Source organism: Prosthecodimorpha staleyi, from assembly GCF_018729455.1.
Classification (GTDB): Bacteria; Pseudomonadota; Alphaproteobacteria; order Rhizobiales; family Ancalomicrobiaceae; genus Prosthecodimorpha; species Prosthecodimorpha staleyi.
In genome coordinates, this window is record NZ_JAHHZF010000002.1 from 593,044 (window position 1) to 607,709 (window position 14,666).

Below are 14,666 nucleotides of genomic sequence, written 5' to 3' on the forward strand. Positions count from 1 at the left end.
TGGACGCCTGCGTCGGGAGCCACCCATGCCGGATGTCGCGTCACGCCTCGTCGATCGGATCGCCGCCCACTGGGTCGCCGCCGCCTTGGCCTCGGGCGTGATCTTCGGGCTGTCCGCGCTGGTGCTGCAGCCGCTGCTGCCCGCGGCGATCGGGCTCGTGCTGCTGGCCGGGCCGGCCTACATGCTGCATCAGGTCGAGGAACATGCCGGCGACCGGTTCCGCCGCTTCGTCAACGAGCGGGTGTTCGGCGGCGTCGAGGCGCTGACCACAACCGACGTACTGGTCATCAACCTGCCCGGCGTCTGGGGGATCAATCTGGCGGCGCTCTACGGGGCCGTGCTGGCGGCACCCGGCTGGGGCCTGGCGGCGGCCTATCTGATGGTGGTCAACGCCGTCAGCCACATCGCCATGGCGGTCCGGCTCAAGGCCTACAATCCGGGCCTGGTCACCGCGATCCTCTTGTTCCTGCCGATCGGTGGCCTCGCCCTGTTCCGCACGCCGGCCGGGATCGGCGAACATCTCGCCGGCCTCGGCATCGCGCTCGCCATCCATGCCGCAATCGCCCTCAACGCGCTGCGCCGCGCCCGCAAGGCGCGCAATCCCTGACAGCGCGCCTTGCGCGCCAGCCCTGAACGCCGCTCCCCCCGGACACGCAACGCTGCGCGTCGGCCGGCACAGCCCGCTCAGTCTGCGACGGGCCGCGGGCCCTTCGCCGGGTCGCCATCCGTCAAGGTCGGCTTCCAGCGCGTCAGCGTCAGCGCATTGGTGACCACCGAGACGGAGCTCAGCGCCATGGCGGCGCCGGCCAGTGCCGGGGTCAGATAGCCGAGGGCGGCGAGCGGCACGCCGACGACATTGTAGGCGAAGGCCCAGAACAGGTTCTGCCGGATCTTGGCCCAGGTCGCCCGCGCGATCTCCAAGGCGGCCGGCACGAGGCGCGGATCGGGCCGCATCAGGGTGATGCCGGCGGTCTCCAGGGCCACGTCGGCGCCGGTACCGATGGCGATGCCGACATCGGCGGCGGCGAGCGCGGGCGCATCGTTGATGCCGTCTCCGACCATGGCGACGATCCGCCCGTCCCGGCGCATCGCCCCGATCGCCGCGGCCTTGCGCTCGGGCGGCACCGGGCCTTCGACACCGTCCAGGCCGAGCGCCGCACCGACCGCGGCGGCGACCGGGGCGGCGTCGCCGGTCAGCATGCGGCAGGCGATGCCGCGCGCCTGCAGGGCGGCCACGGCGGCGCGCGAGTCCGGGCGGATCGGGTCGGCCATGGCGATCAGCCCGACCGCCTCGCCGTCGCGCGCGACCGTCACCACCGTCTTGGCCTCGGCCTCGAGCCGGGCCAACTCCTTGGCATAGAGGCGCGTGTCGACGGCCAGTTCGGCCATCAGGGCGGCATTGCCGATCGCGACGCGGCGGCCGTCGACAACCGCCGTCACGCCGCGCCCGGTCACCGCCCGGGCCTCACGCGCCGGCGACAGCACGAGGCCTTTGAAGAAGGCCGCCGCCACCATGGCCTTGGCGAGCGGATGCTCGCTCGCCGCCTGGACGCTGGCGGCCAGCCGCAGCATGTCGTCGCCCCGTCCGCCGAACACGACCACATCGGTCACGGCCGGATGCCCGGCGGTCAGCGTGCCGGTCTTGTCGAACACCACCACATCGACCGCATGGGCCCGTTCCAGCGCCTCGATATCCTTGATCAGGATGCCGGCCTTGGCAGCGGCCCCGGTGCCGGCGACCAGAGCGGCCGGGGTGGCGAGACCGAGCGCACACGGGCAGGCGATGACCAGCACCGAGACGGCGGCCACGAAGGCGGCCTCCGTGTCGGCGCCGACCAGCACCCAGCCGGCGAAGGTGGCGAGTGCGACCGCCACGATCACCGGCACGAACAGCGCCGCGACCCGGTCGACCAGCTTCTGCACCGGCGCCTTGGCGATCTGCGCCTGCTCGACCAGCCGGGCGATGCGTGCCAGCACGGTGTCCTCGCCGACCGCGCGCACCGTCACGGTCAGGGCGCCCGAGCCGTTGATGGTGCCGGCCGTGACCTTGTCGCCGGGCCCCTTGGCGACCGGCAGGCTCTCGCCCGTGACCAGCGATTCGTCGAGCTCGCTCGCCCCCTCCTCGACCAGGCCGTCGGCGGCGACCCGCTCGCCCGGCTTGACCAGGATGCGGTCGCCGGCGCGGAGATCGTCGATCGAGACGGTTTCCTGCACATCGCCGGCGAGCCGGATGGCGGTATCGGGCCGCAGGGCCATCAGGCTGGCAACGGCGGCCGAGGCCGCACGCCGGGCGCGCGCCTCCATCAGCTTGCCGGCCAGGATCAGGGTCAGGATGGTGGCCGAACCCTCGAAATAGAGATGGCCGGCCGCGTGCTCGCCATGGGTGGCGATCATGGCGACGGAGAACAGATAGGCGGCCGTGGTACCGAGCGCGACCAGCACGTCCATGTTGGCGGAGAAGCCGCGCAGGGCCTTGAAGGCGCCGACATAGAAGCGCCAGCCGGCAATGATCTGGACCGGCGTGGCGAGTGCCAGCTGCAGGGTCGGGGTCAGCCAGTGGGCATGCGCCCCCCAGGCCATCGGCACCATGCCGACCACGAAAGGCAGCGTCAGCACCGCGGAGATGGCGAAGACCACGAGCGTGCGCCGCTCCTCCGCGCGCCGCTCGGCGGTCGCCGCCTCCAGGGCCTGCCGCCGCGCCCGGGCGGCCTCGGCGCGCAGCGTCGCGCCATAGCCGGCCCGCTCCACCGCCGCCACCAGCGCGGCCCCCTCGACACCCGGTGCCCGCACCTCGGCCGTCTCAAGGGCGAGGTTGACGGTCGCCTGTTTGACGCCGGGCACGCGCGACAGCACCTTCTCGATGCGCACCGCGCAGGCCGAGCAGGTCATGCCGGTCAGGTCGAGCACGACCGGGTCGGCGGACCGGTCGCGCGCGCCGGCACCGGACGGCGGGACGACGGCGGGGGCTGGGGCGGGCGCGGTCATGGACGGTTCCTGTCTGGTCTTCGGGTCCGCTCACCCAGGTAAGGTTTCCCCTCGGGGCAAGGTCAAGGGGCAAGCGTCGCCTCCGCACGAGACCCATGCGGGATTGTCCTCATGCGCGCGACCGCCCCGCGTCTGGTGCGCGTTGACGCCCGGCTACCACGCATGACAGCCTGAGCAAAACGCCCGGGCTGCCGGCAACGTTCCGGGAGGAAACAGCATGCCGCGCAATGCGGTCACACTCGACGACAAATACGACCTCTCGGCCGAGCGGGTCTTCGTCTCGGGCACGCAGGCGCTCGTCCGCCTGACGCTGATGCAGAAGGAACGCGACCGCCGCGCCGGGCTGAACACCGCCGGCTACGTGACCGGCTACCGCGGCTCGCCGCTCGGCGGGCTCGACCAGCAATTCGCCCGCGCCGTCAAGGTGCTGGCCCCCGCCGACGTGAAGTTCGAGGCCGCCATCAACGAGGACCTTGCCGCCACCGCGCTGTGGGGTTCGCAGCAGTTGGAAGTGCGCGGCCAGGGCCGCTTCGATGGCGTCTTCGGCATCTGGTACGGCAAGGGACCGGGCGTCGACCGGTCCGGCGACGTGTTCCGCCACGCCAATCTGGCCGGCACCTCGCCGCATGGCGGCGTCATCGCCCTAATGGGCGACGACCACACCTGCGAGAGCTCGACCACGGCGCATCATTCCGAATACGCCATGGTCGACGCCATGATGCCGGTGCTCAACCCGGCCGGCGTGCAGGAGATCCTGGATTTCGGCCTCTATGGCTGGGCGCTGTCGCGTTATGCCGGCGTCTGGGTCGGGCTGAAATGCGTCAAGGACACGGTCGAATCGACCGCGGTCGTCGACGGCCGCGTCGACCGCGTCGCCCCCGTGGTACCGGCCGGCCACGCCCTGCCGCCGGGCGGATTGCATCTGCGGCCGCAGGACCATCCGCTCGCCCAGGAGGCGCGGCTGCACGAGGACAAGATGCCGGCGGTGCTCGCCTGGCTCGCCGCCAACCGGCTCGACCGGATCGTGATGGCCGGCGGCCGGGCGCCGCGCATCGGCGTGGTGGCGGCCGGCAAGAGCTGGCTCGACGTGCTGCAGGCGCTCGACGATCTCGGCATCGACGAGGTCCGCGCCGGCGAACTCGGCCTGCGGCTCTACAAGGTCGCCTGCACCTGGCCGCTGGAGCCGACCGGCCTCGCCCGCTTCGCCGAGGGGCTCGACCTGATCATCGTGGTCGAGGAAAAGCGCGCGCTGATCGAAACCCAGATCAAGGACCAGCTCTACGGCCGTCGCGCCGCGCCCCAGATCGTCGGCAAGCGCGACGAGGCCGGGCACTGGCTGTTCCCGTCCAAGGGTGCGCTCGACACCAACGACATCGCGGTGGCGATCGGCGAACGCATCCTGTGCCATGCCGACGATGCCGACATCCGCGCCCGCGTCGCCCGGCTCGCCGAGGCGCAACGCGTGCTGGCGGCGATCGAGCCGGTCGCGCTGCGCACGCCCTATTTCTGCGCCGGCTGCCCGCATTCCACCTCCACCCGGGTGCCCGAGGGCCATCGCGCCTATGCGGGCATCGGCTGCCATTTCATGGCCCAGTGGATGGACCGCGCCACCGAGGGCTACACCCACATGGGCGGGGAAGGCGCCAACTGGATCGGCGAGGCGCCCTTCTCGAAGGAAACCCATATCTTCCAGAATCTCGGCGACGGCACCTACAACCATTCCGGCTCGATGGCACTCAGGGCCGCCAAGGCCGCCGGCGTCAACATCACCTACAAGATCCTCTACAACGACGCCGTCGCGATGACCGGCGGCCAGGCCCATGACGGTGGCCTGACGATCGCCGACATCGCCCGCCAGGTCGCCGCCGAGGGCGCCGTCCGGGTCGCGGTGGTCACCGACGAGCCGGACAAGTATCCGCCGGATACCGGCTTCCCGCCCTTCACGACGATCGACCACCGCGATGCGCTCGACCGCGTGCAGCGCGAGCTGGCCGCGATGCCGGGGCTGACCGTGCTGCTCTACGACCAGACCTGCGCGGCCGAGAAGCGGCGCCGGCGCAAGCGCGGCACCTTCCCGGATCCCGACAAGCGCGTGTTCATCAACGAACTGGTCTGCGAGGGCTGCGGCGATTGCGGCGTGCAGTCGAACTGCGTCGCGGTCGCGCCGGTCGAGACCGAGTTCGGCCGCAAGCGGCAGATCGACCAGTCGAGCTGCAACAAGGACTTCTCCTGCGTGAAGGGCTTCTGCCCGAGCTTCGTCACCGTCCACGGCGCCAAGCCGAAGCGGGCGCTGGCGACGACGGGAGCCAACGGGCCAGACCTGCCCGAGCCGGACCTGCCGACGCTCGACCGCACCTATGCGGTGATCGTCACCGGCGTCGGCGGCACCGGCGTGGTCACGGTCGGGGCGATCCTCGGCATGGCGGCGCATCTGGAGGGCCGCGGCATCGGCATCATCGACATGGCCGGCCTCGCCCAGAAGGGCGGCGCGGTGACGAGCCATATCCGCCTCGCCCCGACGCCCGGGGACATCACCACCATCCGCATCGCCGCCGGCGGCGCCGACCTGATCATCGGCTGCGATCTGGTCGTCACCGCCTCGCCCAAGGTGCTGGCGGCGATCGCCCCCGCGCGGACGGCGGTCGTGGTCAACACGCATGAGACCACCACCGGCGACGCGACCCGGCGGGCCGACTTCTCGCTGCCGACCGAACGGCTGATCCGCGCGATCCGCGAGCGCGCCGGGCCGGGCCTCAGCCGCTTCACCGAGGCGACGCGGCTCGCCACCGCGCTGCTCGGCGACAGCATCGGCGCCAACCTGTTCATGCTCGGCCTCGCCTGGCAGATGGGCCGCGTGCCGCTCGGCCGGCAGGCGATCGAGGAGGCGATCGCCCTGAACGGGGCCGCCGTCGCCTTCAACCTGGCGGCCTTCCGGCTCGGCCGGCAGGCCGCCGTCGATGCGGGCGCGTTGGAGGCCCAGATGCGGCCCGCCGCCGGCAGCCTCGATCACCGGCGGCTGTCGGAAAGCCTCGACGAGCGCATCGCGCGCCGCGTCGACCATCTGACCGCCTACCAGGACGCCGCCTATGCGGCGCGCTACCGGCAGCGGATCGAAGCGATCCGGGCCGCCGAGGCCCGAGTTATGCCCGGCCGCACGAGCCTCGCCGAGGCCGCGACCGTGTCGCTGTTCCGTCTGATGGCGGTCAAGGACGAGTACGAGGTGGCCCGGCTGCATGCCGACGGCCGGCTCGTCGAACAGCTCGGCGCCGCCTTCGAGAGCTGGGACCGGCTGGAGGTGCATCTGGCACCGCCGCTTCTCGCCCGAACCGATCCGGCCACCGGCCGGCCGGCGAAGATGCGCTTCGGCGCCTGGATGTTCCGGGTGTTCGGGCTGCTCGCCGTCGCCCGATCGCTGCGCGGCGGGCTCCTCGACCCGTTCCGCTGGACCGAGGAGCGGCGCATGGAACGCCGGCTGCTCGCCGAGCACGAGGCGCTCCTTGACGAGATCGCCCGCACTCTGACGCCGGCGAACCACGCCGCCGCCGTCGCGCTCCTGGAGGCGACCGCGACGATCCGTGGCTTCGGCCCGGTCAAGGCGGCCAACGTCAGGCAGTTCGAGGACGGGCAGGCGGCGCGTCTTTCGGCCTTCCGCAATCCCGCCCCGACGCCCCTGACGGCGGCCGCCGAGTAGCGGCGCCGGCCGAATGCAATCGATCCGGTCCCGCGTCGGCAGGACCGGATCGAAGACACGAATCCGGGATCGGCAGGACGGCGGCGGCGCGGCCGATCAGTCCTTGGCGCGTTCCACGTAGGAACCGTCCTCGGTCATCACGACCACGCGGGTACCGGTCGAGATGTGCGGCGGCACCATGGTGCGCACGCCGTTCGACAGGGTCGCGGGCTTGTAGGAGGACGAGGCCGTCTGGCCCTTCATGGTCGGCTCGGTGTCGACGATCTCGAGGGTCACGCGCTGCGGCAGTTCGATCGAAACCGGGACGCCCTGATAGAGCGACAGCTGGACTTCCATGTTCTCGTGCAGATAGACCGCGCCGTCACCAATCACGTCCTTCGGCACGGCGATCTGCTCGAAGCTCTCCATGTTCATGAAGGTGTAGCCTTCGGCGTCCTCGTAGAGATACGTGAAGGGACGCTCGTCCAGGAAGGCGCGCTCGACCTGCTCGGTGGTCTTCCAGCGTTCGGACACCTTCACGCCGTCGGCGATCCGGCGCATGTCGACCTGCGTCGTCGGGGTGCCCTTGCCGGGATGGAAGCTCTCGGCGGAGAGAACGACATAGAGCTTGCCGTCGAGTTCGACGACATTGCCGCGGCGGAGCGCTTGAGCATTGACCTTCACGGGGCGACCTCGGAATGGTTTCGGTTAGGTCCGGACAATAGCCGGAGACCCCGGTCTCGCCGGGCGAGCGGGTCTTTCGGGCGTTTCTCTGACATTTTCGCGCCGAGAAGGGAAGTGGTTCGATGGAAGACGCCTCGCCTTGGTGGCAGAAAGCCCGCCATGCCGACCGCCGGCCGCGTCTCCTGGCGCGCAACCGGATCACGGCGGCGGTCCGTGACTGGTTCGCGGCCGAGGATTTCACCGAGGTCGAATGCGCGGCCTTGCAGGTCTCACCCGGCAACGAGACCCATCTGCACGGCTTCGCCACCGACCTGATCGGCCCGGACGGCGCCCCGCATCGCCGCTACCTGCACACCTCGCCCGAATTCGCCATGAAGAAGCTGGTCGCCGCCGGCGAGGCCCGCATCTTCGATTTCGCCCGGGTCTGGCGCAACCGGGAGCGCACCGCCCTGCACCACCCGGAATTCGTGATGCTGGAATGGTACCGCGCCGGCGTGCCCTACACGCGGTTGATGGAGGATTGCGCGGCGCTCCTGAGGCTCGCCGCCGGCATCACTGGCTTGCGTAACTGGAGCTATCGGGGGCGCGAGGCCGATCCGGCCGCGGAGCCCGAGCGGCTGACCGTCGCCGACGCCTTCGCGCGCCATGCCGGCATCGATCTCCTCGCGACCATCGCGCCGGACGGCGAGCCGGACCGGCCGGCACTGGCCGCCGCGGCCGAGGCCGCCGGTATCCGCATCGCCGCCGACGACAGCTGGACCGACATCCATTCCCGCATTCTGGTCAGCCGCATCGAGCCGCATCTCGGCATCGGCCGACCGACCATTCTGTGCGAGTATCCGGCCAGCGAGGCCGCGCTCGCCCGCCGCAAGCCCGGCGATCCGCGCGTTGCCGAGCGCTTCGAGCTCTATGTCTGCGGCGTCGAACTCGCCAACGCCTTCGGCGAACTGACCGATCCGGCCGAGCAGCGCGCCCGCTTCGAGGCCGACATGGACGAGAAGCAGCGGCTCTACGGCGAGCGCTATCCGATCGACGAGGGCTTCCTCGCCGCCCTCGCCGCCATGCCCGACACCAGCGGCATAGCCCTCGGCTTCGACCGTCTGGTCATGCTGGCGACCGGGGCGAACCGGGTCGAGGACGTGATGTGGGTGCCGGTGTCGGATTGAACATAAGGCAGGCGGAGGCCGCCCCCGCTCAATGCCCCTCGAAGGCAACCAGGGTGCGCACGTCCACACCCATGGCGCGCAGCCTGTCGGCCCCGCCAAGATCCGGCAGGTCGATCACGAAGCAAGCGGCGACGACCTCCGCGCCCATCTGGCGCAGGAGCTGGACGGCGGCGGTGGCGGTGCCGCCGGTGGCGATCAGGTCGTCGACCAGGATGACCCGTTCGCCCGCGGCGACGGCGTCCTCGTGCATCTCCATCTCGTCGAGGCCATATTCCAGCGAATAGGCGATCCGGACGGTGGTGTGCGGCAGCTTGCCCTTCTTGCGGATCGGGACGAAGCCGGATGAGAGCTGGTGGGCGACGGCGCCGCCGAGGATGAATCCGCGCGCCTCGATCCCGGCGATCTTGTCGATCTTGCCGCCGGCCCAGGGGGCGACCAGCTGGTCGACGCTGCGCCGGAAGGCGCGCGCATCGCCGAGTAGGGTCGTGATGTCCCGGAACAGGATGCCGGGCTTGGGATAGTCGGGGATGGTGCGGATCGCGTCGCGGAGGTCCATGAACAGTCCCGTTCGGCCGAGGGCGCGGCCCGAAGCCCGTCCCGCCGGCCGGAACCCTCCGGTCGGCAGGCAAGGGCTCCAGACTCAGGCGGTTGGATCGGGGCGGATTGTCCCCGGCCGGCGCGGTCGGATCAAGCGGCGCGAATCTGCTCGACGAAGGACCGCACCCGCGTCTGCAGGCCCTGCGTCTGCCGGTCGAGCGTCTCGACGCCTTCGACGAGCAGGCTCGACGCCTTGTCGGTCTCGGTCGCATCGGTACGAACCGCCTCGACCTCGCGGCCGACTGCTCCGGTGCCGGTGCGCGCACCGGCTGCGCCGGTGGCGATCGCGCTGGTCGCGGCCGACTGCTCCTCGACCGCACCGGCAACCCGCAATACCGCCTCGGTGATGGCACCGACCCGTCCCTGGATGTCGGTGATCGCACCGGCGGCCGCATTGGCCGCGGAAGTGATCTCGGCGACCTGGCGGGCGATCTCCTCGGTCGCCTTGGAGGTCTGGCCGGCCAGCGCCTTGACCTCCGAGGCGACGACCGCGAAGCCGCGTCCCGCCTCGCCGGCGCGTGCGGCCTCGATGGTGGCGTTGAGGGCGAGCAGGTTGGTCTGGCTGGCGATCGATTCGATCAGGGTGACGACTTCGCCGATCTTGACCGCGCAGCCGGACAGCGAACCGACGATGCCGTTGGTTTCGACCGTGCGCCGGCCCGCCTCCTCGGCGATCCGGTTGGTGCTGTGGATCAGTTCGGCGATCTCGCGGATGGCGCGATCCAGCTCGCCGGTCGAGGCGGCGACCGATTCGACCTCGCGGCCGGCCTGATCGGCGGCCGAGACGACGGTCTCGGAGCGGCCGCGCGCCGCCTGGGCGAGCCGGGCCATCGCGTCGGCGGAACGGCCGATGCCGCGCACGCCGTCCGAAACCTCCGCAATGGCGCGCCCGACGGCCCGTTCGAAATCCTCGGCGAGCCCGCCGAGCATGCGCCGGCGAACCTCATCCTCCTGCCGCGCGGCCTCCGCGGCCATCCGCTCGCGCTCGCGGGCATCCGTCGCCAGGCGCGTGCGGATGCCTTCCACGGCACGGCCGATATCGCCGATCTCGTCGCGCCGGCGCGAGGCCGCGACCTCGATGTCGAGTTCACCGGCCGCCATCCGGTCGAGCGTGCCGACCAGTCCGCCGAGTGGCCCGGTGACCATGCGCGCCGCGAAGAGGCCGACCAGGGCCAGGATTCCGAGCACGATCGCGGCCGCAACCATCATCCGATCCCGGATCGTGGTGACCGCGGCCAGCGCCGTCTCGGCGTCCTGGACGGAGACCAGCGTCCAGGCGACGCCGGGCGTCTCGGCCGCACGCCAGGCCGCGAAACCCGAGGCTCCGGTGCCTGCCACCGTAGCAAAGCCGATCGGTCGACCCGCCGTCCGGGCCGCCGCGACGGTCTCGGCGACCGCGCCGTCCAGGGCAGCGACGCCGACACCGAGCCTCAGCTTGCCGTCCGGACCGAGCACGGCGCTCGAGACCCCACGATTGACCGCATCGGCCAGCAGTTTCGAGGCCGGAAAAGAGACGACCAGCACCCCCTCTTCGGCGGTTTCGCCGATCCCCCGGGCGGCATAGACCATGCGCTCCGGCTCCGGCAGGCTGGCATCGATGTCGCTCAGCACCGGCTTGCCTTTGGCGGCCAGGGCGGCCTCGACGGCGCGGCGCAATCCGGCATTCGGAAAGCCCGGTTCATTGACGTTGCGGGTGAACTCGGTCGACTTGGTCACCGAATAGGCGACCTGTCCCTTTGGCGAGACCACGAAAATGTCGTCGAGATCGAGCTGGTCGCGCTGCGCCTTGAAGGTGCCGTGCACCTCCTTGTGGTTCCAGGAATAGATGGTCGGGTTGTCGGCGCCGTCCAGTGCCGCGCGCGCCGATTTGGTACCCGGCGTCTGGTAGTATTTCAGAACCTTCTCCAGGTCGACGGAGGCGACCGAGAAGGCGTCGGCCAGCTTGCCGGCGGCATGGTGGGCCGCGGAACTGTCGGCCATCGCGCCGGCGGTACCGACGATGGTGGAGAGCCGACTGTCGAGTGCCTTGGCGCGGGTCTCGGCCACGAAGGCGAGATTGCGTTCGGCCGCATCCGTCAGCCCCTGGCGAGCCTCGAAATAGCCGATCGCTCCGATCGTCGCCGAGGCCAACAGGCCGAGGCCGACGATCACCAGCGGCAGCTTGACCTTGAGCCCGATTCCCCGGCGCGTGCCGTGACCGCGATCCACCATGCGATACCCCCTCTGTCCCGTCGCCAAGGTTGCAGAGAGGTCGTTTCCAAATCGGTAAAAACCACAATTCCGTTCGATTTTTCTCGTCTTGCGGGTCCGGCCGGCGCCTGCCGTCAACGGCCGAGGACGCGACCGGCGACGGCGTCGAGGCGCGCGACCAGGGCGGGGTCGCGCCTGTCCGGCGCGGTCATGACGGCGAAATCGAGCGCATGGTCGGCGCCGACCGGACAGGGCGGGTGCTCGAGCGGGAAGTCCGCGGCGAAGCGGGCGACCAGGCGGCGCGCCTTGTCGGCATTGTCGGTCAGCACCTTGATCACCTGCGCCACGTCGACGTGATCGTGGTCCGGGTGCCAGCAATCGTAGTCGGTGACCATGGCGACGGTGGCGTAGGGGATCTCAGCCTCGCGGGCGAGCTTGGCCTCGGGCATGTTGGTCATGCCGATCACGTCGAAGCCCTGCGCCTTGTAGGCGCGGCTTTCGGCCAGCGTCGAGAATTGCGGCCCCTCCATGCAGACATAGGTGCCGCCGCGCACCACCGGAATCGCCTCTGCCTCGGCCGCCGCCGCCAGCCGGTCCATCAGACCGGGACTGGTCGGATGGCCGAAGGCGACATGGGCGACGCAGCCCTTGCCGAAGAAGGACGAGGCCCGCCGCACCGTGCGGTCGACGAACTGGTCGACCAGCACGAAGGTGCCGGGCGACAGGTCCTCGCGATAGGAGCCGACCGCGGAGACGGAGACGATGTCGGTCACGCCGGCGCGTTTCAGGGCGTCGATATTGGCGCGGTAGTCGATGTCGGAGGGCGAGACGCGGTGGCCGCGCCCGTGCCGGGGCAGGAACACGATCGGCCGCCCGGCGATGGTGCCGAAGCGCAGCTCGTCGGACGGCTCGCCCCAGGGACTTTCGACCCGCTGCCAGTGCGCATCCTCCAGCCCGGGCAGGTCGTAGAGCCCCGAGCCGCCGATCACCCCGATCACAGACCTCGCCATCGCGCCCTCCCGTCGTCGAGACCGCGAGGTTAGAGCGTTTCGGCGCGCAGCGGAAGCCGGCCCGCCGATCGGACGGCCGCGGATTCAAAGGCTTAAGGCCGACCATCCCGTCACCCCGCGCAAGGGGCGACGGGACGGCCGTCTCTGCCTCACTTCACCGAGACCGCATAGGCGATCACCTTGGCGCGCCAGTGGGCGCGGGCCGCCTCGTTCTCGGGGCCCTGCGCGGTCTCCCAGGAATGGGTCGCGCCGGTGTAGTTCCACCAGTCGATCTTGAACAGGCCGCTACCGGCGACCGCGGCCGTCTTGGCAGCCTCGTAGCGCTCGCGGCAGGCGCCCTTGTCGGACGGCGTGCCGGGCATGGTCCCCGGCGGCACGGAGGTGTCGGCGCTGCCCGTGCCGATGCTGAGCGGCGTCACCGCGGCGGAAGCCTTGTAGTAGGTGTTGGTGCCGCCCAGCGCGCAGCCCGGATAGGTGGCGAAGATGCGCAGGAACTGGCGGCCACCGTTCAGCGGGCTGGTATTGACCGGATGATTGCTGAGGGCGAGCGCCATGGCGGCGCTGCCGCCGTGGGAATAGCCGAGCGCGACCAGCTTGGTGCTGTTCGCCCAGGGCGCCACGGTGGCCACCGCCGCCGCCGCACCGGCCAGATCGTAGGGCCGCGAGGCGTGATCGGAGATCAGCGGATCGCGCTTGGTCTTGTCCTCGTTCAGGCCCAGCGGATAGATGTCCCATCCGGTCTGGTTGACATGCAGCTGCAGGATGCGGTCGTTGCGCGCCGGCGTGAAGCTGTTGACCAGCATCATGCCGATACCGGCCGCGGTCAGCTCACGAGCAAGACTGGTATACTGCGACTGGATCGTGACGTTGCAGTTGCCCGACACCTCGACCGCATAGGCGGCGTTGGAACCGCAGTAGAACATGCCGGTGTGACCATGGGCCACGATGACCAGCGGCACCTTGGCCTGCGCCGAGGCGCCGACCGGCTTCCACAGATAGCCATCGATCAGGTTGTAGCTGTCGGTCGACAGCTTGCTCTGGAAGCTGACCTTGGTCGGCAGGGCCGGAACCACGTCCGGGATGGTCAGCGTCTCCGCCGGCTCGGGCGCGGCATGGCGGACTTCCGCTGCCCGCGCACCGGTGACGACGATGAGGAGAGACGACAGAAAGGAACAGGAAAGACCAAGAGACCGGACGAACATCGAGACTGGCTCCGTGATTGGTTGAGAGCCTTTTAGTCTTGCCGATGAGAAAGTCTATCACTATCGAGTTTCAGTATCGCTACGTCTTCATTTCAATGTTTCAACGAGACGACAGCAACGAAACACATTCAAAAATAAACTCGGCGGACCGCCCCGAAACCGGACCGCGCGGGGCGCTAAGTGGCGACCGGCCCCCCTGCCCGCCCGATCGGACCCCGGAAACGCAGAACGGGGCCCGAAGGCCCCGTTCCCATGTCGGCAGGATGGCGGGCGATCAGTGCGCCACGTCCGCCCAGATCTTGCGCTTGGTGAACCACAGCAGGCCCGCGAAGACGAGCAGGAAGGCCATGACCTTGAAGCCGGTCCGCTTGCGGTCCTCGAGCTTGGGCTCGGCGGTCCACATCAGGAAGGCCGACACGTCGCGGGCATAGTTCTCGACCGTCGCCGGGGTGCCGTCGGTGTAGTCGACGACGCCGTCCTCGATCGGCTTGGCCATGGCGATGCAGGCGCCCGCCAGGAAGGCCTTGTTGTAGTTCAGACCCGCGCCGCATTCCTGACCGTGCGGGGCATCGCCGTAGCCGGTCAGCAGGCTGTAGACGTAGTCCGGACCGGACTCCTGGTACTGCGTGAAGATGTCGAAGACAAAGCCCGGGAAGCCGCGATGGGCGGCGCGGGCCTTGCCCATCAGCGACAGGTCCGGCGGCAGCGCGTTGCCGTTGGCGACACGCGCGGCCTGCTCGTTCGGGAAGGGCGACGGGAAGCGGTCTGCCGGGCGGGCGGGACGCTGGAACATCTCGCCGTCGTCGTTCGGGCCGTCGGTGACCTTGTATTCCGCAGCGATCGCCTTGACCTGCTCCTCGGTGAAGCCGGGGCCGCCCTCGTCCGAGAGGTTGCGGAAGGCGACATACTTCATCGAGTGGCAGTTGGCGCAGACGTTCTTGTAGACCTTGTAGCCGCGTTGCAGCTGGCCCTTGTCGAACCGGCCGAACGGCCCGGCGAAGGACCATTTCTGCGCCGTGATCTCCGGATGATGCACCGCCGCGCCTTCTTCCGCGGCGATCACGGTTCCGGACATCAGCGCGAGGCCGGCCACGATCGCGACGGCGCGCAGGGCGCCGGCGATCGGGGAGCGAGCGATACGAGGATGGATGTTCATGGGTCT

Annotated in this window: 10 protein-coding genes; 3 read left to right on the forward strand and 7 right to left on the reverse strand. The window is 70.2% G+C overall.

Translation table 11 applies throughout. The annotated features are described in order from the left end of the window. The first annotated feature begins 25 nt into the window (after window positions 1-25). Window positions 26-607, forward strand: a complete 582-nt coding sequence (locus KL771_RS05735) for an HXXEE domain-containing protein (RefSeq protein WP_261967575.1) — start codon at window positions 26-28, stop codon at window positions 605-607. Between the two features lie 77 nt (window positions 608-684). On the opposite strand, the gene KL771_RS05740 is transcribed toward KL771_RS05735, so the two are convergent. Continuing rightward, window positions 685-2,985 carry a heavy metal translocating P-type ATPase gene (locus KL771_RS05740; RefSeq protein ID WP_261967576.1) on the reverse strand — a complete coding sequence of 767 codons (2,301 nt, stop codon included), beginning with the start codon at window positions 2,983-2,985 and terminating at the stop codon, window positions 685-687. Between the two features lie 217 nt (window positions 2,986-3,202). Between KL771_RS05740 and KL771_RS05745 the strand changes: the two genes are divergently transcribed. Beyond that, window positions 3,203-6,676, forward strand: coding sequence for an indolepyruvate ferredoxin oxidoreductase family protein (locus KL771_RS05745; RefSeq protein WP_261967577.1), 3,474 nt, complete (start codon window positions 3,203-3,205; stop codon window positions 6,674-6,676). Window positions 6,677-6,772: 96 nt separating this feature from the next. On the opposite strand, the gene efp is transcribed toward KL771_RS05745, so the two are convergent. Then, window positions 6,773-7,339 (reverse strand): elongation factor P, encoded by a 567-nt coding sequence (gene efp, locus KL771_RS05750; RefSeq protein WP_261967578.1) that lies wholly within the window; start codon window positions 7,337-7,339, stop codon window positions 6,773-6,775. Window positions 7,340-7,461: 122 nt separating this feature from the next. Between efp and epmA the strand changes: the two genes are divergently transcribed. Beyond that, window positions 7,462-8,505 (forward strand): EF-P lysine aminoacylase EpmA, encoded by a 1,044-nt coding sequence (gene epmA / locus KL771_RS05755; protein ID WP_261967579.1) that lies wholly within the window; start codon window positions 7,462-7,464, stop codon window positions 8,503-8,505. A 28-nt stretch (window positions 8,506-8,533) separates the two neighbouring features. Here the strand turns inward: epmA and KL771_RS05760 are convergent, their stop codons facing one another. The 5 genes from KL771_RS05760 to KL771_RS05780 form a co-directional block, all read right to left on the reverse strand. After that, window positions 8,534-9,061, reverse strand: coding sequence for an adenine phosphoribosyltransferase (locus tag KL771_RS05760; RefSeq protein WP_261967580.1), 528 nt, complete (start codon window positions 9,059-9,061; stop codon window positions 8,534-8,536). Window positions 9,062-9,192: 131 nt separating this feature from the next. Next, entirely contained in the window at window positions 9,193-11,313 is a 2,121-nt protein-coding gene (locus KL771_RS05765; protein WP_261967581.1) for a methyl-accepting chemotaxis protein, read from the reverse strand. Window positions 11,314-11,426: 113 nt separating this feature from the next. Then, window positions 11,427-12,302, reverse strand: coding sequence for an S-methyl-5'-thioadenosine phosphorylase (locus KL771_RS05770; protein WP_261967582.1), 876 nt, complete (start codon window positions 12,300-12,302; stop codon window positions 11,427-11,429). Window positions 12,303-12,451: 149 nt separating this feature from the next. Further along, window positions 12,452-13,504 (reverse strand): hypothetical protein, encoded by a 1,053-nt coding sequence (locus KL771_RS05775; RefSeq protein ID WP_261967583.1) that lies wholly within the window; start codon window positions 13,502-13,504, stop codon window positions 12,452-12,454. A 274-nt stretch (window positions 13,505-13,778) separates the two neighbouring features. Then, window positions 13,779-14,660: a cytochrome c1 gene (locus tag KL771_RS05780; RefSeq protein WP_261967584.1), complete on the reverse strand. Its 882-nt coding sequence runs from the start codon at window positions 14,658-14,660 to the stop codon at window positions 13,779-13,781. Window positions 14,661-14,666: the final 6 nt, after the last annotated feature.